Origin of the sequence: Streptomyces tubercidicus, assembly GCF_027497495.1 — a bacterium.
Classification (GTDB): Bacteria; Actinomycetota; Actinomycetes; order Streptomycetales; family Streptomycetaceae; genus Streptomyces; species Streptomyces tubercidicus.
The window spans coordinates 1,372,442-1,391,929 of the sequence record NZ_CP114205.1; the positions used below are offsets into that span (position 1 = coordinate 1,372,442).

Annotated in this window: 16 protein-coding genes; 12 read left to right on the forward strand and 4 right to left on the reverse strand. The window is 69.8% G+C overall.

What is annotated here, in order from left to right:
• Nucleotides 1–112: 112 nt before the first annotated feature.
• From STRTU_RS05835 to pssA, 8 genes are all read left to right on the forward strand, one after another.
• Nucleotides 113–916 carry a TetR family transcriptional regulator gene (locus STRTU_RS05835; protein WP_218039295.1) on the forward strand — a complete coding sequence of 268 codons (804 nt, stop codon included), beginning with the start codon at nt 113–115 and terminating at the stop codon, nt 914–916.
• A gap of 515 nt (nt 917–1,431) precedes the next feature.
• Nucleotides 1,432–2,769, forward strand: a complete 1,338-nt coding sequence (gene ccrA / locus STRTU_RS05840) for a crotonyl-CoA carboxylase/reductase (RefSeq protein WP_159742557.1) — start codon at nt 1,432–1,434, stop codon at nt 2,767–2,769.
• A 39-nt stretch (nt 2,770–2,808) separates the two neighbouring features.
• A complete protein-coding gene (locus STRTU_RS05845; RefSeq protein ID WP_159742558.1) occupies nt 2,809–4,821 on the forward strand; it encodes a protein meaA in 2,013 nt (670 codons plus the stop codon).
• On the forward strand, nt 4,818–5,792 hold the full coding sequence (locus STRTU_RS05850) for an HpcH/HpaI aldolase/citrate lyase family protein (protein ID WP_159742559.1): 975 nt from the start codon (nt 4,818–4,820) through the stop codon (nt 5,790–5,792). Before STRTU_RS05845 ends, STRTU_RS05850 begins: the two co-directional genes overlap by 4 nt.
• 5 nt (nt 5,793–5,797) lie before the next feature.
• Nucleotides 5,798–6,322: a MaoC family dehydratase gene (locus STRTU_RS05855; protein ID WP_159742560.1), complete on the forward strand. Its 525-nt coding sequence runs from the start codon at nt 5,798–5,800 to the stop codon at nt 6,320–6,322.
• 2 nt (nt 6,323–6,324) lie between these two features.
• Complete coding sequence (locus STRTU_RS05860) at nt 6,325–7,530, forward strand: acyl-CoA dehydrogenase family protein (RefSeq protein WP_042161274.1); 1,206 nt, start codon at nt 6,325–6,327, stop codon at nt 7,528–7,530.
• A 170-nt stretch (nt 7,531–7,700) separates the two neighbouring features.
• The gene (locus tag STRTU_RS05865) at nt 7,701–8,348 is read left to right on the forward strand and encodes a phosphatidylserine decarboxylase (protein WP_042161276.1); all 648 of its coding nucleotides are present in this window, start codon (nt 7,701–7,703) and stop codon (nt 8,346–8,348) included.
• Nucleotides 8,335–9,195 carry a CDP-diacylglycerol--serine O-phosphatidyltransferase gene (gene pssA, locus STRTU_RS05870; protein ID WP_159742561.1) on the forward strand — a complete coding sequence of 287 codons (861 nt, stop codon included), beginning with the start codon at nt 8,335–8,337 and terminating at the stop codon, nt 9,193–9,195. Before STRTU_RS05865 ends, pssA begins: the two co-directional genes overlap by 14 nt.
• Before the next feature lie 97 nt (nt 9,196–9,292).
• Here the strand turns inward: pssA and STRTU_RS05875 are convergent, their stop codons facing one another.
• Nucleotides 9,293–10,441, reverse strand: coding sequence for a glycerate kinase (locus tag STRTU_RS05875; RefSeq protein ID WP_159746725.1), 1,149 nt, complete (start codon nt 10,439–10,441; stop codon nt 9,293–9,295).
• A gap of 260 nt (nt 10,442–10,701) precedes the next feature.
• Between STRTU_RS05875 and STRTU_RS05880 the strand changes: the two genes are divergently transcribed.
• The 3 genes from STRTU_RS05880 (at nt 10,702) to STRTU_RS05890 (ending at nt 13,150) form a co-directional block, all read left to right on the forward strand.
• Nucleotides 10,702–11,211, forward strand: coding sequence for an NUDIX domain-containing protein (locus STRTU_RS05880; protein WP_159742562.1), 510 nt, complete (start codon nt 10,702–10,704; stop codon nt 11,209–11,211).
• Between the two features lie 43 nt (nt 11,212–11,254).
• Entirely contained in the window at nt 11,255–12,064 is an 810-nt protein-coding gene (locus STRTU_RS05885; protein WP_159742563.1) for a DUF4037 domain-containing protein, read from the forward strand.
• A gap of 237 nt (nt 12,065–12,301) precedes the next feature.
• Entirely contained in the window at nt 12,302–13,150 is an 849-nt protein-coding gene (locus tag STRTU_RS05890) for a nucleotidyltransferase domain-containing protein (RefSeq protein ID WP_159742564.1), read from the forward strand.
• A 69-nt stretch (nt 13,151–13,219) separates the two neighbouring features.
• Here the strand turns inward: STRTU_RS05890 and STRTU_RS05895 are convergent, their stop codons facing one another.
• Genes STRTU_RS05895 through STRTU_RS05905 form a run of 3 tightly spaced genes read right to left on the reverse strand, consistent with a single transcriptional unit; the run spans nt 13,220 to nt 17,389 of the window.
• Nucleotides 13,220–13,759, reverse strand: coding sequence for a methylated-DNA--[protein]-cysteine S-methyltransferase (locus STRTU_RS05895; protein ID WP_159742565.1), 540 nt, complete (start codon nt 13,757–13,759; stop codon nt 13,220–13,222).
• Nucleotides 13,760–13,769: 10 nt separating this feature from the next.
• Nucleotides 13,770–15,242 (reverse strand): DNA-3-methyladenine glycosylase 2 family protein, encoded by a 1,473-nt coding sequence (locus STRTU_RS05900; protein ID WP_159742566.1) that lies wholly within the window; start codon nt 15,240–15,242, stop codon nt 13,770–13,772.
• 14 nt (nt 15,243–15,256) lie between these two features.
• On the reverse strand, nt 15,257–17,389 hold the full coding sequence (locus tag STRTU_RS05905; RefSeq protein WP_336298747.1) for an ATP-binding SpoIIE family protein phosphatase: 2,133 nt from the start codon (nt 17,387–17,389) through the stop codon (nt 15,257–15,259).
• 496 nt (nt 17,390–17,885) lie between these two features.
• Between STRTU_RS05905 and STRTU_RS05910 the strand changes: the two genes are divergently transcribed.
• Nucleotides 17,886–19,322, forward strand: coding sequence for an alkaline phosphatase PhoX (locus STRTU_RS05910; RefSeq protein WP_159742568.1), 1,437 nt, complete (start codon nt 17,886–17,888; stop codon nt 19,320–19,322).
• Nucleotides 19,323–19,488: the final 166 nt, after the last annotated feature.

Here is a 19,488-nt window from a genome sequence, read left to right on the forward strand (position 1 = left end):
CGGGGGAGGGTGGGGTGGACTGCTGGAACCCGACGGCGGTCCACCCCCGCGCACCGGTGCGGAGGTGGCACCTCATGCCGCAGGTCGCGTAAATATGCAGTACCGTCCCCACATGTCCCAGCCCGCTCGTACGCAGCCCACCGACCCCTCCGACGCCGTCACTCCCGGCACCCGCCGGGCGGCCGCGCAACGGCTCAAAATGCGCCGTGAATTGTCGGCGGCGGCGATGGAGCTGTTCGCGACCAAGGGCTACGAGGCGACGACGGTCGATGAGATCGCGGCCGCCGCGGGCGTCGCCCGGCGCACCTTCTTCCGCCACTTCCGCTCCAAGGAAGAGGCGATCTTCCCCGACCACGACGACACCCTCGTGCGCGCGGAGGCCGTCCTGGACGCCGCTCCGCCGCACGAGAATCCGCTCGACACGGTCTGCCGCGGCATCAAGGAGGTCATGCGGATGTACGCGGCCTCCCCGGCCGTGTCGGTGGCCCGTTACCGGCTGACCCGTGAGGTCCCCACCCTGCGCGAGGCCGAGATCGCCTCGGTGGCCCGCTATGAGCGGCTGTTCACCCGCTATCTCCTGGGCCATTTCGACGAGGGCGCCCACCGCGAGGGCGATGACGATCCGCTGCTCGCCGAGGTCGCGGCCTCCGCCGTGGTCACCGCGCACAACCATGTACTGCGCCGCTGGCTGCGGGCCGACGCCCAGGGCGATGTCGAGGCCCAGCTGGACCATGCCTTCGCGATCGTCCGGGAGACCTTCGGCGCCGGTATCGGCGCGGGCCGCACCGGCAGCGAGGACGCCCCTCCGGCGTCCGTCTCCCGCGAGGGCGAGGTACTGGTCGCGGTGGCCCGTACGGACGCCCCGCTGGACGAGGTCATGCGCACCATCCGCAAGGCGATCACCGAGCGGAAGTAACGGCCCTCCGGCCGAGCGGGACACCAGCGCGGCCCGGCGCCCTTGAGCGGACCGGGCCGCGACCCGGATGGCGTAACGCCCCGACCGCGCACTCTCCGCACATTTTCCCTTTCTCTGCGCTACATCCACGCCTCCCATCGGCCGTCTTTTGCTCATGCGTGCCGAGCAGATGACATCTGAGAGAAATTCTTGGCACTCAGTGTCTTGTCGACTGGCACGCGGTGTCATACGTTGAGGGTGTCCGGGCGGCCGGCACGCCGATGAACCCACGCGTGCCGGCTGTCCCACCAGCCCTACGTGGCTGTACGCCCGGATGCCTGCGTCACAGGCACTTCCCAGCTGCCCGCTGGGCACCGCGCTCACCCAGCGCTGCCAGGCACCGCGGCCGACGGCTCTGCGACCCCCGCAGAGGCGACGGCAACGGCGCCACCCCGGCCGAACCGACGGCACCACCTCCCGCACCACCCCGACGTTCCCTCAAGCCGTTCCCCAACGCGCTTCGCCGGAGGCACCCCGTGAACGAAATCCTGGACGCAATCCTCGCGCCCGACACCACCAGCGCCGACTTCGCCGGCCTGGCCCTCCCCGAGTCCTACCGCGCGGTGACCGTGCACAAGGACGAGGTCGAGATGTTCGCCGGCCTGGAGACCAAGGAGAAGGACCCCCGCAAGTCGCTGCACGTCGACGACGTGCCGGTGCCCGAGCTGGGTCCGGGCGAGGCGCTGGTGGCCGTGATGGCCTCCTCCGTGAACTACAACTCCGTGTGGACCTCGATCTTCGAGCCGATGTCGACGTTCGGGTTCCTGGAGCGCTACGGCAAGCTGTCCGACCTGACCAAGCGGCACGACCTGCCGTACCACGTGATCGGCTCCGACCTGGCCGGCGTGGTCCTGCGCACCGGCCCCGGTGTCAACGCCTGGGGCCCCGGCGACGAGGTCGTCGCGCACTGCCTGTCCGTCGAGCTGGAGTCCTCCGACGGCCACAACGACACGATGCTCGACCCGGAGCAGCGGATCTGGGGCTTCGAGACCAACTTCGGTGGCCTGGCCGAGATCGCGCTGGTCAAGTCCAACCAGCTGATGCCCAAGCCGAAGCACCTGAGCTGGGAGGAGGCGGCGTCGCCCGGTCTGGTCAACTCCACCGCCTACCGCCAGCTCGTCTCGCAGAACGGTGCGGCGATGAAGCAGGGCGACAACGTCCTGATCTGGGGCGCCAGCGGCGGACTCGGCTCGTACGCCACCCAGTTCGCGCTGGCCGGCGGCGCCAACCCGATCTGTGTGGTCTCCTCGGACCAGAAGGCGGAGATCTGCCGGAAGATGGGCGCCGAGGCGATCATCGACCGCAACGCCGAGGGCTACAAGTTCTGGAAGGACGAGCACAACCAGGACCCCAAGGAGTGGAAGCGCTTCGGCAAGCGCATCCGCGAACTGACCGGCGGCGAGGACGTGGACATCGTCTTCGAGCACCCCGGCCGGGAGACCTTCGGCGCGTCCGTCTACGTCACGCGCAAGGGCGGCACCATCGTCACCTGCGCCTCCACCTCGGGCTACCACCACGAGTACGACAACCGCTACCTGTGGATGTCGCTGAAGCGGATCGTCGGCTCGCACTTCGCCAACTACCGCGAGGCGTGGGAGGCCAACCGCCTGATCGCCAAGGGCAAGATCCACCCCACGCTGTCGAAGACGTACACCCTCGAAGAGACCGGACAGGCGGCGTACGACGTGCACCGCAACCTCCACCAGGGCAAGGTCGGCGTGCTGGCACTGGCCCCCGAGGAGGGGATGGGCGTGCGCGACGAAGAAATGCGCGCCAAGCACCTCGACGCCATCAACCGGTTCCGGAACGTCTGAGGCAACTCGGACTCCGGACCACGAAGATACGGGCCTGATATGACTGAGCGTCAGAAGGATCGTCCGTGGCTGATGCGGACGTACGCCGGCCACTCCACCGCCGAGGCGTCCAACGAGCTGTACCGTCGCAACCTCGCCAAGGGCCAGACCGGCCTGTCGGTCGCGTTCGACCTCCCGACGCAGACCGGTTACGACCCGGACCACGTCCTCGCCCGCGGCGAGGTCGGCCGGGTCGGGGTCCCGGTGTCCCACCTCGGCGATATGCGACGGCTGTTCCAGGACATCCCGCTGGACCAGATGAACACCTCGATGACCATCAACGCCACGGCCATGTGGCTGCTGGCGCTGTACGAGGTGGTCGCCGAGGAGCAGGGCGCCGACATCTCCAAGCTGTCGGGGACGACCCAGAACGACATCGTCAAGGAGTACCTCTCGCGCGGGACGCATGTCTTCCCGCCGGGACCCTCGCTCCGGCTGACCACCGACATGATCACGTACACGGTGGCGCACATCCCGAAGTGGAACCCGATCAACATCTGCAGCTACCACCTGCAGGAGGCGGGCGCCACGCCGGTCCAGGAGATCGCCTATGCGATGTCCACCGCGATCGCGGTGCTGGACGCGGTGCGGGACTCCGGGCAGGTGCCGCCGGAGAAGTTCGGTGATGTCGTGGCCCGTATCTCGTTCTTCGTGAACGCCGGAGTCCGCTTCGTCGAGGAGATGTGCAAGATGCGCGCCTTCGGCCGCATCTGGGACAAGATCACCCGCGAGCGCTACGGCATCGAGAACGAGAAGCAGCGCCGGTTCCGCTACGGCGTCCAGGTCAACTCGCTCGGCCTGACCGAGGCGCAGCCGGAGAACAACGTCCAGCGGATCGTCCTGGAGATGCTGGCCGTCACGCTCTCCAAGGACGCCCGCGCCCGCGCGGTGCAACTCCCGGCCTGGAACGAGGCGTTGGGGCTGCCGCGCCCCTGGGACCAGCAGTGGTCGCTGCGTATCCAGCAGGTCCTGGCGCACGAGAGCGATCTGCTGGAGTACGAGGACATCTTCGCCGGCTCGCATGTCATCGAGGCCAAGGTGGACTCCCTGGTCACCGACTGCCTCGCGGAGATCGAGCGGATCCAGGAGATGGGCGGCGCGATGGCCGCGGTGGAGTCCGGCTATCTCAAGTCGCAGTTGGTCTCCGCGCACGCCGAGCGGCGGGCCCGGATCGAGGCCGGCGAGGAGAAGATCGTCGGTGTCAACTGCTTCGAGGGCACCGAGCCCAACCCGCTCACCGCGGATCTCGACACGGCCATCATGACCGTCGACCCGGCCAACGAGGCACGCGTCGTCCAGGCGCTGCACGACTGGCGGGACAACCGCGACGAGCCCCGCGCCCAGGACGCGCTGTCGGATCTGAAGAAGACCGCGGCGGGCGACGGCAACCTCTTCGCGGCCACCGTGGAGTGCGCTCGTGCCGGTGTGACGACCGGTGAGTGGGCCTGGGCGCTGCGGGACGTCTTCGGTGAGTTCCGGGCTCCTACGGGCGTCTCCAGCGCTCCGCTGGCGGTCGCCGCCGAGGAGGGCAGCCCGCTCGCCGAGGTCCGCGAGAAGGTCGCCAAGACCGCGGCCGAGCTCGGCAGCGGCAAGCTGCGGCTGCTGGTCGGCAAGCCCGGCCTGGACGGGCACAGCAACGGCGCCGAGCAGATCGCCGTACGGGCCAGGGACGCCGGCTTCGAGGTGATCTACCAGGGCATCCGGCTGACCCCGGAACAGATCGTCTCGGCCGCGGTCGCCGAGGACGTGCACTGTGTGGGGCTGTCGATCCTGTCCGGCTCGCACGCCGAACTGGTGCCGGACGTCCTGGACCGGCTGCGCCGCACCGGCGTCGACGACATGCCCGTCATCGTCGGCGGCATCATTCCCTCCGCCGATGCGGCAGCGCTCCGGGAAGCCGGAGTGGCGGCCGTCTTCACCCCCAAGGATTTCGGTATTACGGAGATCATCGGCCGTATCGTCGACGAGATCCGGAAAGCGAACCAGCTCGACCCCCTGGAGGTCCCCGCATGACCCAGGCTCACCCGCCGGTGCCACGCCTGCGCCCGCGCCGCTCCTGTCTCGCGGTCCCCGGCAGCAACCCGCGCTTTCTGGAGAAGGCCCAGGGCCTCCCGGCCGACCAGGTCTTCCTGGACCTGGAGGACGCCTGCGCACCGCTCGCCAAGGAGGGCGCCCGGCACCACATCGTCGAGGCGCTGAACGAGGGCGACTGGACCGGAAAGACCCGGGTCGTGCGGGTCAACGACTGGACGACCCAGTGGACGTACCGGGACGTCATCACGGTCGTCGAGGGCGCCGGACAGAACCTCGACTGCATCATGCTGCCGAAGGTCCAGGACGCCCAGCAGATCGTGGCGCTGGACCTGCTGCTGACGCAGATCGAGAAGACCATGGGCTTCGAGACCGGCCGGATCGGCATCGAGGCGCAGATCGAGAACGCCAAGGGCCTGGTGAACGTCGATGAGATCGCCGGCGCCTCGCCGCGCCTGGAGACCATCATCTTCGGCCCGGCCGACTTCATGGCGTCCATCAACATGAAGTCCCTGGTGGTCGGCGAGCAGCCGCCCGGCTATGGGGCGGATGCGTACCACTACATTCTGATGCGCATTCTGATGGCGGCACGTACCTACGATCTCCAGGCGATCGACGGCCCGTACCTTCAGATCAAGAATGTTGACGGTTACCGCGAGGTCGCCGGCCGCGCCGCCGCTCTCGGCTTCGACGGCAAGTGGGTACTGCACCCGGGTCAGGTCGAGGCCGCCAATGAGGTGTTCTCACCCTCCCAGGAGGATTACGACCACGCCGAGCTGATTCTGGACGCCTACGAGTGGCACACCTCGGAGGCGGGCGGAGCCAAGGGTTCCGCGATGCTCGGCGACGAGATGATCGATGAGGCGAGCCGGAAGATGGCGCTGGTCATCGCCGGTAAGGGCCGGGCCGCCGGCATGATCCGCACATCCAAGTTCGAGGCCCCGGAGGCTTAAGCGCGATGCAGTTCGGCCGTACCTATGAAGAGTTCACCGTCGGCGATGTGTACAAGCACTGGCCGGGGAAAACCGTCACCGAATACGACGACCACCTCTTCTGTCTGCTCACGATGAATCATCACCCGCTGCACATGGACAGCAACTACGCCGAGCAGACCACCGACTTCGGTAAGAACGTCGTCGTCGGTAACTACATCTACTCGCTGCTGCTGGGCATGTCGGTGCCCGATGTCTCCGGAAAGGCCATCGCCAATCTGGAGATCGAATCGCTGAGGCATGTGGCGCCGACCTTCCACGGCGACACGCTCTACGGCGAGACGACCGTGCTCGACAAGACCCCGTCCCGTTCGAAGTCGGACCGCGGCATCGTGCACGTCGAGACCAAGGGCTACAAGCAGGACGGCACCCTGGTCTGCGTCTTCCGTCGCAAGGTCATGGTCCCCACGGCGACCTACATCAAGGAGCGCGGCGGCGAGCAGCCCGGCCGCCCGGAGCTGCAGGCCCCGTCGGCCAAGAAGGAGAAGTAGCCATGACCCGTCTCGCGCAGACCGAGGGCCTGACCGACATTCAGCGGGAAATTCTCTCCACCGTCCGCGATTTCGTGGACAAGGAGATCCTGCCGGTCGCCACGGAGCTGGAGCACCGCGACGAATACCCGTCGCAGATCGTCGAGGGCCTCAAGGAACTCGGCGTGTTCGGCCTGATGATCCCCGAGGAGTACGGCGGTCTGGGTGAGTCCCTGCTCACCTATGCGCTGACCGTCGAGGAGATCGCCCGCGGCTGGATGAGCGTCTCGGGCATCATCAACACCCACTTCATCGTGGCGTACATGCTCAAGCAGCACGGCACCCAGGAGCAGAAGGACTATTTCCTTCCGAAGATGGCGGCCGGTGAGATCCGTGGCGCCTTCTCGATGTCGGAGCCCGCACTGGGCTCGGACGTTTCGGCCATTTCTTCCAAGGGTGTGCGGGACGGTGACGATTACGTCCTGAACGGCCAGAAGATGTGGCTCACCAACGGCGGCTCCTCGACGCTCGTCGCGGTGCTCTGCCGTACGGACGAGGGCCACCCGGAGGGCACCGCGCCGCACAAGTCGATGACGACCTTCCTCGTGGAGAAGGAGGCCGGCTTCGGTGAGGTGCGGCCCGGCCTGACGATTCCCGGCAAGATCGACAAGATGGGCTACAAGGGTGTCGACACCACCGAGCTGATCATGGACGGGCTGCGGATCCCGGCCGATCGGGTGCTCGGCGGCGAGACCGGACGTGGCTTCTATCACATGATGGACGGCGTCGAGGTCGGCCGGGTCAACGTGGCCGCGCGTGGCTGCGGCGTCGCCCAGCGCGCCTTCGAGCTGGGCGTTTCGTACGCACAGCAGCGCCACACCTTCGGCAAGCCGATCGCCCAGCATCAGGCCATCCAGTTCAAACTGGCAGAAATGGCGACAAAGGTCGAAGCGGCCCATGCCATGATGGTGAACGCCGCTCGCAAAAAGGACTCGGGACAGCGAAACGACCTCGAAGCGGGCATGGCGAAGTACCTGGCCTCCGAGTACTGCAAGGAGGTGGTGGAAGACGCGTTCCGTATCCACGGCGGCTACGGCTTCTCGAAGGAGTACGAGATCGAGCGCCTCTACCGCGAGGCCCCCATGCTCCTGATCGGTGAAGGTACCGCCGAGATCCAGAAAATGATCATTGGGCGACGGCTACTGGAGGAGTACCGGATCCAGGGGTGAACATCCCGTTTGCGCCGCTTTGGCCTAGACGAAGATCACACCCCGTCATCGTTCTTCGGCCACGGATTGGCTCTGGCTCTTGGCCAGTTGCCGCTCGTAACCGATAGCATCCATGGAAAGCCGCCGTCCCCCGTATCCATAAGCGGCATCCTCCGCTACGAAGGTCATCCATGCCCCACAGCCAATCCTCTGCACAACGCGGTCGCGTCCGCCTCGCGCGCGGAGCGTCGCCGTGGCTCCTGCCGACCGTTGCCACGGCAGCGGTCAGCCTCGCCCGGTCTCGCCGGTCGGGTCGCTGGGCCGCCGTTGCCGTGCCCACCACCGCACTGGCGGCGGGCATGCTGTGGTTCTTCCGCGACCCCGAGCGGGAGATCGCTCAGGGCCGGGTCATCTCTCCGGCCGACGGCGTGGTGCAGAGCATCATGCCGTGGAAGGACGGACGCACCCGCGTCGCGATCTTCATGAGCCCGCTGAACGTTCACGTCAACCGTGCGCCGCTGGCCGGCACGGTGACCTCCGTGGAGCACATCCCCGGCGGATTCGTTCCGGCGTTCAACAAGGAGAGCGAGAACAACGAGCGGGTGGTCTGGCACTTCGACACCGAGCTCGGTGACATCGAGATGGTGCAGATCGCCGGCGCGGTGGCCCGCCGTATCGTCCCCTACGTGCCGCAGGGCACCAAGGTCGAGCAGGGCGAGCGGATCGGCCTGATCCGCTTCGGCTCGCGGGTCGATGTCTACCTCCCGGAGGGCGTCGAGGCGGCGGTCGAGGTCGGCCAGGCCACTACCGCGGGGGTGACTCGCCTTGACCGTGATTGATCCTGAAACACAGGCGGGCTGGGCGCCCGAGACCGACGAGGACGAGGACGACATGCCGCTCTCCACGCGGCTGTCAATAGCGGACACCCTCACCCTCGGCAACGCGATCTGCGGCTTCATGGCGGTGTACTTCACCACCACCGGAGTCCTCATCCCGCATCTGACGGGCAACGAGGACGGCGGGATGGCCCGGCACAGCGCGGCGATGGCCGTGATCCTGATGCTGCTCGCCTCGGTCTTCGACCTCTTCGACGGGCTGGTGGCGCGCAAGCTGCGGGCCTCGGCGATGGGGGCCGAGCTCGACAACCTCTCCGACCTGATCAGCTTCGGGCTGGCGCCCGCGTACTTCGTCGTGACCTGGGGCATGGTCACCCAGGACGCGAACCAGCGGGTGTCGGTGGTCGCCGCCGTCGTGGTGCTGCTGGCGGTGGTGCTCCGGCTTGCGCGGTTCTCCTGCGTTCCGATGCGCGACGGGATGTTCCAGGGCATGCCCGGCCCGTTCGGCGCCCTGACCGTCGTCGCGATCGTGCTGCTGGAGCTGCCGTTCGTACCGACGCTGCTGGCGATCATCGGGGTGGCCTGGCTGATGGTGAGCCGGGTCGAGTACCCCAAGCCGCGCGGCCGCCTCGCGGTCGCGATGCTCAGCTGGATCGTGATCAGCATGGGCATGCTCACCGCCTGGGCGCTGGACGCCCCCGGCGGTCAGCGGCTGCTGCAGACCGGCTGCTCCCTGCAGGTGGTCCTGGGCGCGATGATCCCGCTGTTCGCGACGGCCCGGAGGGTCAACACCTTCCGCGACAACCGCCGCGAGTCGCGCGCGGAGTCCCGCGCCGCACAGCTTCCCTAGCAGGCACGCAGAGCAACGCCGCGGGCCCCGAGCGAATGACTCGCTCGGGGCCCGCGGCGTTGTGGTGGGTGCGGTCGGTGCGGGGCCGCACCGGGCCTCAGACCAGGAAGTCCCGCGCCAGCCGCTCCGCCGCGCGCTCCAGCAGGGGCCCCGCCTCCGCCATGCAGCGGGCCGGGTCGGGCTCCAGATCCGTCAGGGCGTAGGCACGCCGGATACCGGCCGCGGCGAGCGCCTCCGGGGGCAGCTGGAGCCGGCCGCAGACCGCGACCACGTCCAGGCCCGCCGCACGGGCCGCGGCGGCGACACCGGCCGGCGCCTTGCCGTGCAGGGTCTGTTCGTCGAGCGAGCCCTCGCCGGTGATCACGAAGGTGGCCTCCGCCAGCGCCGGGGCGAAGCCCAGGACGTCCAGCATCACGTCGATGCCCGGCCGGAAGGCCGCGTCCAGGCCGACCAGCGCGCCGTAGCCGATACCGCCCGCGGCGCCCGCGCCGGGTGCCAGAGCGGCTTCCGCGGCCTTCGGTCCCACCGCACGCCCCAGCACCTCGGCGTAGTGCGCCAGCGCGGCGTCCAGCGTGGCCACGTCCGCCTCGCTCGCGCCCTTCTGCGGGCCGTAGACCGCCGGGGCACCCTTCGGGCCCGTGAGCGGGTTGTCGACGTCGCTGGCGAGCACGATCTGTGTCGTCGCCAGCCGGGGGTCCAGCCCCGACAGATCGGCGGTGGCCAGGTCTCGCAGCGGGCCGCCGCCGGGGGCGACCGGCGCGCCGTCCGCGTCCAGGAACCGGGCGCCGAGTGCCGTGAGCATGCCCGCCCCGCCGTCGGTCGTGGCGCTGCCGCCGACGCCGAAGACGATCGAGGTCGCGCCCGCGTCGAGGGCGGCGAGCAGCAGTTCGCCGGTGCCGTACGTGGTGGCCGTCAGGGGCGCGAAGACGCCCCCGGGGAGGTGCTGGAGTCCGGATGCCTCCGCCATCTCCACCACCGCGGTGCCTCCGCCAGCTACCGCTGGGGGTGTCCCCACGCGCATGGCGAAGGTGGCCGTGACCGGCGCGCCCGTGGGGCCGGTGACCCGTGCCTCGTGGCGGGTGAAGCCGGCCGCGAGGGCCGCCGCCACCGTGCCGTCGCCGCCGTCCGCGACCGGGACGGCCGAGACCGTCAGTCCGGGGACCGCGCGCCGCAGACCGGCCGTGACATGCTCGGCGACCTCGACGGCCGTGAGCGAGCCCTTGAATTTGTCCGCGGCGATCAGCACATGTGCTGTGGGTGTCCTTGATGCGTCCGCCACCGTGTTACCCCTTGCTTTCGAACTGGCAGTCGCGCCGCTGTGACCTTATCCGGCGGGCGCCACGGCGAACAGGGCACCGGCCCGGCGACGCCCCGGGTCGGCGGCGCCCAGGTCCGCGAGAAGCAGCCGGCGCCCGGTCCGCGGTGCCGCCGAGCGCCCCCGGAGTGCGCCCCTCGAAGATTCGCGAGGTGGGCGCGGCCCCGGACCCGCCCGTCTAGGCTCACGCCGTGACGACCATGGACTACGCCACTTACCTCGCCGGGCTCCCCCGTGTGCTGGCCGGCGCGGGCACCCTCTTCCGCGACGCTGAGGGCCGCCTGCTGCTCGTGGAGCCCAACTACCGCGACACCTGGATCCTGCCCGGCGGCACCATCGAGTCGGACGACGGCGAATCGCCCCGCCAGGCCGCCCGCCGCGAGACCGCCGAGGAGATCGGCCTGGACATCGAGCCGGGCCCGCTGCTCCTCATCGACTGGGTCCGCCGCAAGGACCGGCCGCCGCTGGTGTTCTATCTCTACGACGGCGGGGTGCTGGACGCCGACCGGCTCGCCGCGATCCGGCTCCAGGAGGAGGAGCTGCTCTCCTGGCGGCTGGTGCACTGGGACGAGGCCCAGACCCTTGTGAACCGCGAGATGGCCCTGCGACTCGACGTCGCCCTCAAGGCCCTCGCGGCCGGCCGCGGCCCGGTAGAACTGGAAGACGGCGTTCCGCCGCATGGAGCTGATGGCCCGTCGTAAAAAGGTGGACACCGGGGCATCGGTACTCCCTAGGCTGACCGCCATGGACGCCATGGCAAAGGAACTCGCACAGGTACCGGGAATCATCGGGGTGATGCTCGGCGGAAGCCGCGCCCGGGGCACGCACCGCGCCGACTCCGACTGGGATCTGGGCGTCTACTACCGGGGGGCACCGGACCTGGTGGCGCTGGAGGCGCTGGCCACCGAGGTCACCGGCGGTCCCGTCGAGGTATACGGGCCGGGGTCCTGGGGCGCATGGGTCAACGGCGGCGCCTGGCTGGAGCTGCCTGACGGCCGTCATGTCGACTGGATCCTGCGGGACATCGACCGGGTGCGGCAGGTCTGGGAGGAGTGCCGCGCGGGCCGCTTCGAACTCGGCATCCAGGCCGGCCACCCCCTCGGCTTCTGGTCCCCCGCCTACCCGGGCGAGGCGGCTCTGGGCCGGGTACTCGCCGACCCCGAGGGCGAACTGACCCGCCTCCGGGCGGAGACCCAGCACTACCCCGAAGCCCTGCGCACGGCACTGACCAACGCCGCGCTCTGGGACGCCGGTTTCTCGGTGGCAATGGCCGGCAAGTCGTACGCGGCCCGGGACGTCCTGCACGCGGCCCTGTGCCTGTCCCGCGCCATCGGCGACCTCGTCCAGGCCCTGCACGCCCACCACCGCCTCTGGTGCCTCAACGAAAAGGGCGCCCTCGCTGCCGCCGCGACCCTGCCCGACACCCCACCCGACTTCGCCGCCCGCGCCACCGCCCTCCTCGGCGAACTCGGCCGGACGGAGGGCGAGTTGCAGCGCTCCATCAGGGAAGCGGAGGCGCTGGTGGCGGAGGTGGGGGCGGTGACGGGCGGGTAGAGGCGGGTAGGGGCGGCGCCCGTCGGCCTGGCATTCGCCGGTGTCGCCCCCTTGGCTTCGCCGGGATCGCCGCCATGGGGATCTGCCACCGCCGACCAGGAATGAACGGGGTCCCCTATGCTCTCGCTCATGGGCAATTTCTCCTGAGCGGACCGGGACGGTTCACCGGCATCCGCCCGGCAAGCGCCGGGCCCCGTCAGCGTGTCCGCACGCTCTCCCCAGGAGATACCACCCACCATGTCCGTTCGCTCTGCCTGCCCCGCCCTCGACGACCGCGTCGCGCGGCTGCGGCAACTCGCCCACGCGGATATCCGCCTGGAGGCGGTCCTGCTCTACGGGTCCTGGACCCTGGGCGAGGCCGACGCCCATTCCGACATCGAGGCGTACCTCTACATCCAGGACGACCACCTCGCCGACTTCGACGGCCCCGCCTTCCTGGAGCAGCTGGCGCCGCTCAAGCTGGCGTACACCAACATGTACGGCGTCCTCGCCGTCATCTTCGATGACCTGATGCGCGGCGAGTTCCACCTCACCGCGGCGGCCCCCGGCATCGACGAAGTTCCCACGTGGCAAGGGATGGTGCACCTTCCCCGCCCCGAGGAAGCCGTTTTGCTCGACCGCACCGGTCGCCTGACCCTGGCAGCCCGGCAGCTGACCGACTTCCGTCCGCCCGAACCGGCCACCACGGCCCGGCAACTCACCGACGAGCTGGCCAACTGGACGCTCATGCTCGCCCACGTACTGGCATGCGGCGAAGTCGCCCGTGCCCACGCCCTGCTGCACACCGTCATCGCACCCCAGCAACTCCAGCTCTGCCGCCTCCTTCGCGACAGCACTGCCCACTGGCTCACCCCCAGTCGCGCGCTGGAACAGGACCTGCCCACGAGCGACCGCGAGCGCTACCTCGCCACCACGGCCGCCGCCCGTGACCAGGACGTACGCACGGCAGCGCGGCACAACTGGCGCTGGAGCCGGGACCTGGCGGCCGAGGCAGCGGATCGCTGGGCCATCCGCCTGCCGCACGAACTCCATGAACTCCACGAGCTGCACGAACAGATCCTTGGCCTACTGAACGCCGATCGCTGATCTCTCCCCCCTACGGCAGGGGACCACCGGACCGCCGGACCGTTTGGTGGCCCCCTGTCAGATCTCTGCTCAGATCTCTGCCGGAAACAAGGTGTCCGCTGTCCGCTCGAAAGCGAGCAGGCGGCGTTTGCGGTCGAGGCCGCCGCCGTAGCCGGTGAGGCTGCCGTTGGCGCCGACTACGCGGTGGCAGGGGACGATGATGCCGATGGGGTTGCGTCCGTTGGCCAGGCCGACCGCGCGGGAGGCCGACGGGGTGCCGAGGCGGTCGGCTAGTTGGCCGTAGGAGACGGTCTCGCCGTACGGGATGGTGCACAGCGCCGCCCATACGCGGCGTTGGAAGGGTGTGCCGCGCAGGGCGAGCGGCAGGTCGAAGGTGGTCAACTCGCCGCGGAAATAGGCCCGGAGCTGGGCGATGGTCTCGGTGAAGGGCGGCTCGTCGGGGGCCGTAGGGGCGCCGAAGGTTTCCTGGGGCGGGCGGTGGCGCTGGTCGGTCATGTAGAGGCCGGTGAGGGCCACTCCGGTGGCGACGAGGGTGAGCGGGCCCACCGGGGTTTCGTCGAGGACGGTGTGGGTGACGGGGGCGGCGGGTTCGGGGGTGTGAACGGTCATGGCGGGGGGCTCAGTTCGTCGGGAGGTGGTTGATGGGGTGGTCGTCGGTCGCCCAGAGGTACTGGACAGCGTAGGCGCGCCAAGGGCGCCAGAGGGCGGAGTGCCGGATGAGGGCCGCCGGGGTGTGCGGCAGGCCGAGGCCGGCGGCCGCGCGGCGCAGACCGAGGTCGGTCGGGGTGAAGGCGTCCGGGTCGCCGAGCGCGCGCATCGCGATGCACTCGACGGTCCAGGGGCCGATGCCGGGCAGCGCCGCGAGCTGCGCCCGTGCGGCGTCCCGGTCGCTGCCGACGCCCAGTTGCAGCGCACCGGAGCCGAGGGCGGCGATCACGCCGGTGAGCGTGGTCCGGCGGGTGCGGGGCATCGCCAGCTGCTCCGGGTCCAGCCCGGCGAGCGCGGCGGTGGACGGGAAGAGGTGGCTGAGGCCGCCGTCCGGGTCGTCGACCGGTTCGCCGTGGGCACGGACCAGCCGCCCGGCGTGGGTACGGGCCGCCGCGGTGGAGACCTGCTGGCCGAGGACGGCGCGGACCGCGAATTCGTCGGCGTCGACCGTCCGCGGGACCCGTCGGCCGGGCGCCTTGTCGACGAGTGGGGTCAGCCGTGGGTCCTCGCGGAGGAGCCCGTCGACGGCTTCCGGGTCCGCGTCGAGGTCGAGCATCCGGCGGCAGCGGGCGATGGCACCGGCCAGATCGCGCAGATCGGTGAGGGAGAGGCGGCAGTCGATGTGGTCGGGGCGGGGCGAGAGGGCCACGATGCCGTGCCCGTAGGGGAGGTTCAGGGTCCGGCGGTAGGCGCCGTCCCGCCACTCCTCGACGCCAGGGACCGCGGTGGCGGCGAGATGTCCGAAGAGGTTGTCGGGGTTCAGCGGCTGCCGGAAGGGCAGCCGCAGCGCGAGCGCACCGGGCACTGTCGCCCGGGGGCCCGGCCGTGCGCGCTGCCGCAGCTCCGACGGGGAGAGCGCGAAGACCTCCCGTACCGTCTCGTTGAAGGTCCGGATGCTGGCGAAACCGGCGGCGAAGGCGACCTCGGCCATCGGCAGTGCGGTGGTCTCCACCAGGAGCCGGGCGGTCTGCGCACGCTGGGCGCGGGCCAGCGCGAGCGGCCCCGCCCCCAGCTCGGCCAGCAGCTGCCGCTCGATCTGCCGGGTGCTGTAGCCGAGCCGGTCCGCGAGTCCGGGGACGCCCTCGCGGTCGACGATGCCGTCGGCGATCAGCCGCATGGCGCGGGCGACGAGGTCGGCCCGCTCGTTCCACTCCGGGGACCCCGGGCTGGCGTCCGGGCGGCATCGCTTGCAGGCCCGGAAACCGGCCTGCTGGGCAGCGGCCGCGCTCGGGTAGAAGCGCATGTTCTCCGGCTTGGGAGGCACCACGGGGCAGCTGGGACGGCAGTAGATACGGGTCGTGAGGACGGCCGTATAGAACCAGCCGTCGAAGCGGGCGTCCTTGGACTGCACGGCGCGCAGACAGCGCTCGGTGTCGGTGTGCATGACTTCAGGATTGCTCAGCCGGGGCCGTTCGGCTGGCGAGAATCCGACATCAAGGTGGGGTGACCAGGGTGGGGCTGCGGGTGCGGCGCCGCCGGCTGCCCCTCAGGCATCAGCGGCAGGGCCTGTTCGGCCCAGACGGTCTTGCCCTGAATGCGGTAACGGGTGCCCCAATCCTGGGCGAGCTGGGCGACGATGAAGAGGCCGCGCCCGCCTTCGTCGACCGTCCGGGCGTGGCGCAGATGGGGCGCGGCGGGGCTGCCGTCCGTGACTTCGCAGGTCAGTGTGCGGTCCTTGACCAGTCGCAGTTCCAGGGGTGAGCCTCCGTAGTGGACGGCGTTGGTGAGCAGTTCGCTGACGATCACCTCGGTGCTGAACGCGGCCTCTTCACCGACGTTCCAGCGGGCGAGCTGGTCCCGTACGTGCCCGCGTGCACGGGCGACGGCTGCGGGATCGGCATCGATGTGCCAGACGGCGACGCTGTCGTCGGGAAAGGGCCGCGTCCGGACGAGGAGGAGCATCGTGTCGGCCGGAAGGCGGTAGCGGACGTCGTCGAACAGGTCCTGGAGCGGCCGGTCTACGCGGGCCAGCGCCTCCTCCAGGGGGCCTGCACCGCCTGGCGTCTCGGCGGTGAGCAGCGGGGCATTGGACAGTACGAGCACACTGCCGACCGGGACTTCGAAGGTGGTGGCCGCGAACGGCGTCCGGTCGGGGCTGCCGAGCTGAGGCCCCGCCGGAAGGTCGGGGACCTCCGCCGTCGTGCCGTCAGGCCAGACGATCAGGGGTGCTGGATGGCCGGCGTTGGCGATCGTGCAGGTGCGGGTCAGCGGGTCGTAGAGGGCGTACAGGCAGCTGGCGGTGAGCGTTTCGTGGTGCAGCGGGTCTCCAGGAGGCAGCGAGGCGCGTTCGACCGCCAGAAAGGACACCGTGTCGTTGAGACGGGCGAGGAGCTCATCGGGCCCGATGTCGAGTGCGGTCAGGGCGCGGATGGCGGTTCGCATCTGCCCCATGGTGGCCGTGACATGGATTCCTCGCCCGGATACCTGGCCGATGACCACGGCGACCCGTGCGCTGGACAGCGCGATGGTGTCGTACCACTCGCCTCCCCCGCTGCTGGTCATGGGTACGTAGGCGGTTTCGAGGGCCATCCGGGAAATGGGGCGGCGCGGGAGGAGGTAGCGCTGGACCGTGGCGGCGATGCTGTGTTCCCGTGTGTACCGGCGGGCGTTGTCGAGGTACAGGGCGATGTGGTCGGTCACCGCGAGCGCGAGGTCGATGTCTTCCTGGTCGAAGGGGTCCCTGCGGCGGGTGCGGTACAGGCTGATCGAACCGAGCACCGCGCCACGTACGGCCAGCGGAGCCGTGAGGAGCGACCGGGCGGAGTACGCGCGGATCGTCTCGCTGTGCGCGGGGTCCGCCGCCAGCCATGGCGGGGCGGGATCCAGCAGCGCCGTACGGGGGCGCAGATCCGCCAGGGCCTGCGTATACGGGGTGGGGGCCGGAAAGTCGCGGACATCGCCCCCGGAAGGGGTCGGCAGCGGACTCTCGCCCCGGCTTCCCCCGAACGCGACGCAGCGCAGTGGTGTGCCGGGCGGCACGGGCGCGAACTGCGGCTCGTCTCCGCGTATCACCGCGTCCACGACGTCGACCACGGCGATATCGGCGAACTCGGGCACCACCGCGTCCACCAGCGCCTGGCACGTCTCCGAGATGTCGAGCGTCCGTCCCGCGCGCTCACGCACCGAGTCCAGCACCCGCGTGCGGGCACGCGCCCGCTGCCGTTCGGTGACATCGACCACGGACACCGCCAGGCCGAGGACCTGCCGCTGCGGACTGCGCAGCCGGAAGACCGATACCTCGACATCACGCAGGCGGCTCGGGTCACCCCCTCTGCGGCCGCGCACGATGTGCTCCCGCACCGGCACGCCGCTGTCCAGCACGCCGCGGGCCATGGCCTCGACCTCGTCGGGTTCCGCGAGATCGTACGCGTCGCGCACATGGCGCCCCAGAATGGTCTCGGCGCGCACACCTGCCATGTTGGCGGTGCCGGTATTGAAACCCACCACGCGCAGCTCGGGATCCAGAAGGATCAAGCCGACGGGTGACTGGGTAAACAGCACCTCAAGCATGGCCGACGCAACATCGCCCACGAAACTGGGCGCGTCACCTTCCGGCATTCGCTTGTCACCCCCTCCGGCCTGCCCGTCGGCAGTGGGGGAATTCGGGCCGCCACTACTTCCTGTATAGGTCACGCCGTCGTGGGCAGCGACTCGGACGGTACTCAGGGGTACGGATGGCCGCTGTGGGTGACCGCGTCTGCGGCCGGCTGTCGGCACTCCGCTGGGCGGCGCGATCAGTGCGGGGACCATACGGCTCCAGCCATGTGGCGGCTCGACCGGCGCCGGTGGCCGTCAACCGGCCCGCTGCTCCGCCTCGTTGGCGATCCACCGAACCAACTAGAGGCCGGTCCAGCCGCTTTGCCATACAGTGCCCAGATTTCCGAGCGTCCACATATTGGACATGTCGGCATAAAGGCTCTGACGATCACCTCATGCCCTTTACGTGCCGTTCAACTCCCGTATGCCCTGGGCCGAGAGTGTTCCCTCCATAGATCGGGGGACAGATCCAGCCATTCAGGAGAATTAAGTGGCGCTCACTCGTAGAGACTTCGCGAAGCGTTCGGCCTGCACCGGAGCCGGGGTCGCCCTGGCCGGCAGCGTCGGCGCGCTGGGCACCGCCCCCGGCGCACTCGCGATGGAGAACGCCCAGGGCGGTGCGGACCGCTTCGACCCGGCGGCCGGATACGGCCCGCTGCTCAGTGACCCGGCAGGCATCCTTGCGCTCCCGCAGGGATTCTCGTACCGGGTCATCACCCGCAGCGGTGTCACCAAGCTGGAGTCGGGGGAGACCACTCCCTCCCACCACGACGGGACGGCCACCTTTGAAGGCCCCCGCGGCACGACCCTGCTGGTCAACAACCACGAGCTCAAGGGGCCGCGGTCCGACTGGGAGCACCCGGTCCCACTCACCGAGGGGCTCGTGTACGACCCGGCAGCGGCGGGTGGCTGCACCGTCGTTGAGGTGCACCGGCACGGCGGGCACGTCGCCGAGTGGGTCGGCATCGCCGGTACGTCGCAGAACTGCGCGGGTGGCCGCACCCCCTGGGGCACCTGGCTCACCTGCGAGGAGACCGCCGACAAGGCCGGTCAGCACGGTATGACGAAGGACCACGGCTATGTCTTCGAGGTCGACCCGTACGACCGCCGGGCGAACCTGGACCCCAAGCCCATCAAGGCGCTGGGCCGTTACGAGCACGAGGCCGTGGTCGTCGACACCCACCGCGGTGACCTGTACCTGACCGAAGACGCCTCCGACCCGAACGGGCTGTTCTACCGCTGGGTGCCGCCGCATGGTTTCCGCCACGGCCGCGGTCAGCTCCGGAAGTTGGCCGATGATGCCGGTGTGCTTCTGGCACCCAAGTGCTACGACTCGGACGGTCGGTTCGTCGACGATCTCTCACGGGCCACCAGGACCGGCACGGTCTACCGCGTCGACTGGGCCGAGGTGCCGGACCGGGACGCGCAGTCGAAGCCGGTGCGTGAGCAGTTCGCCGACGATGAGGTCACCCGGGCCCGCAAGCTCGAAGGCATGTGGTGGGCGGACGGCGGCGCCTACATCGTGGCGTCCTACGCCCGTGAGGAGAGCCCGGTCCAGCATGACGGCCAGGTGTGGTTCTACTGCCCGCGCCGCCGGACCCTGACCCTCAAGGTGCTGCTGGGCGTCAACAAGAACCCGGCCGCCGACGGGGCCCTCGACGGCCCCGACAACATCACGGTCTCTCCGTACGGTGGGCTGATCATCGCCGAGGACGGGGAGGGCATCCAGCACCTCTTCGGGGCCACCGAGAGCGGCAGTACGTATCCCATCGCACGCAATGAGCTGAACGTCGGGACCGCGGCCGAGCCGGAGTTCAGCGAGTTCACCGGTGTGGTGTTCTCGCCGGACGGGCGGACTCTGTTCGCCAACATCCAGACCCCCGGCATCATGCTCGCGATCACCGGTCCCTGGCGGCGTCAGCCGTGACCGGGAGTCAGCCCGGTCTCTGACTGAGGGCCACCAGCGGCTGGGAGCCACCAGCCCCACCACCACAGAACCGAACGGCAATAAAGACCAACCGGCAAACCTGCCGGGGACGAAGAGGAGATCGCAGTGCATAACAGCTCGTCATCCCAGCTCTTCCGGAACCGCA

What these genes read in the sequence shown, in the direction of transcription:
- STRTU_RS05835 (WP_218039295.1), top strand. Translation starts at nt 113, where the DNA reads ATGTCCCAGCCCGCTCGTACGCAGCCCACCGACCCCTCCGACGCCGTC.
- STRTU_RS05845 (WP_159742558.1), top strand. Translation starts at nt 2,809, where the DNA reads ATGACTGAGCGTCAGAAGGATCGTCCGTGGCTGATGCGGACGTACGCC.
- STRTU_RS05850 (WP_159742559.1), top strand. Translation starts at nt 4,818, where the DNA reads ATGACCCAGGCTCACCCGCCGGTGCCACGCCTGCGCCCGCGCCGCTCC.
- STRTU_RS05855 (WP_159742560.1), top strand. Translation starts at nt 5,798, where the DNA reads ATGCAGTTCGGCCGTACCTATGAAGAGTTCACCGTCGGCGATGTGTAC.
- STRTU_RS05860 (WP_042161274.1), top strand. Translation starts at nt 6,325, where the DNA reads ATGACCCGTCTCGCGCAGACCGAGGGCCTGACCGACATTCAGCGGGAA.
- STRTU_RS05865 (WP_042161276.1), top strand. Translation starts at nt 7,701, where the DNA reads ATGCCCCACAGCCAATCCTCTGCACAACGCGGTCGCGTCCGCCTCGCG.
- STRTU_RS05885 (WP_159742563.1), top strand. Translation starts at nt 11,255, where the DNA reads ATGGACGCCATGGCAAAGGAACTCGCACAGGTACCGGGAATCATCGGG.
- STRTU_RS05890 (WP_159742564.1), top strand. Translation starts at nt 12,302, where the DNA reads ATGTCCGTTCGCTCTGCCTGCCCCGCCCTCGACGACCGCGTCGCGCGG.
- STRTU_RS05895 (WP_159742565.1), bottom strand. Translation starts at nt 13,759, where the DNA reads ATGACCGTTCACACCCCCGAACCCGCCGCCCCCGTCACCCACACCGTC.
- STRTU_RS05900 (WP_159742566.1), bottom strand. Translation starts at nt 15,242, where the DNA reads ATGCACACCGACACCGAGCGCTGTCTGCGCGCCGTGCAGTCCAAGGAC.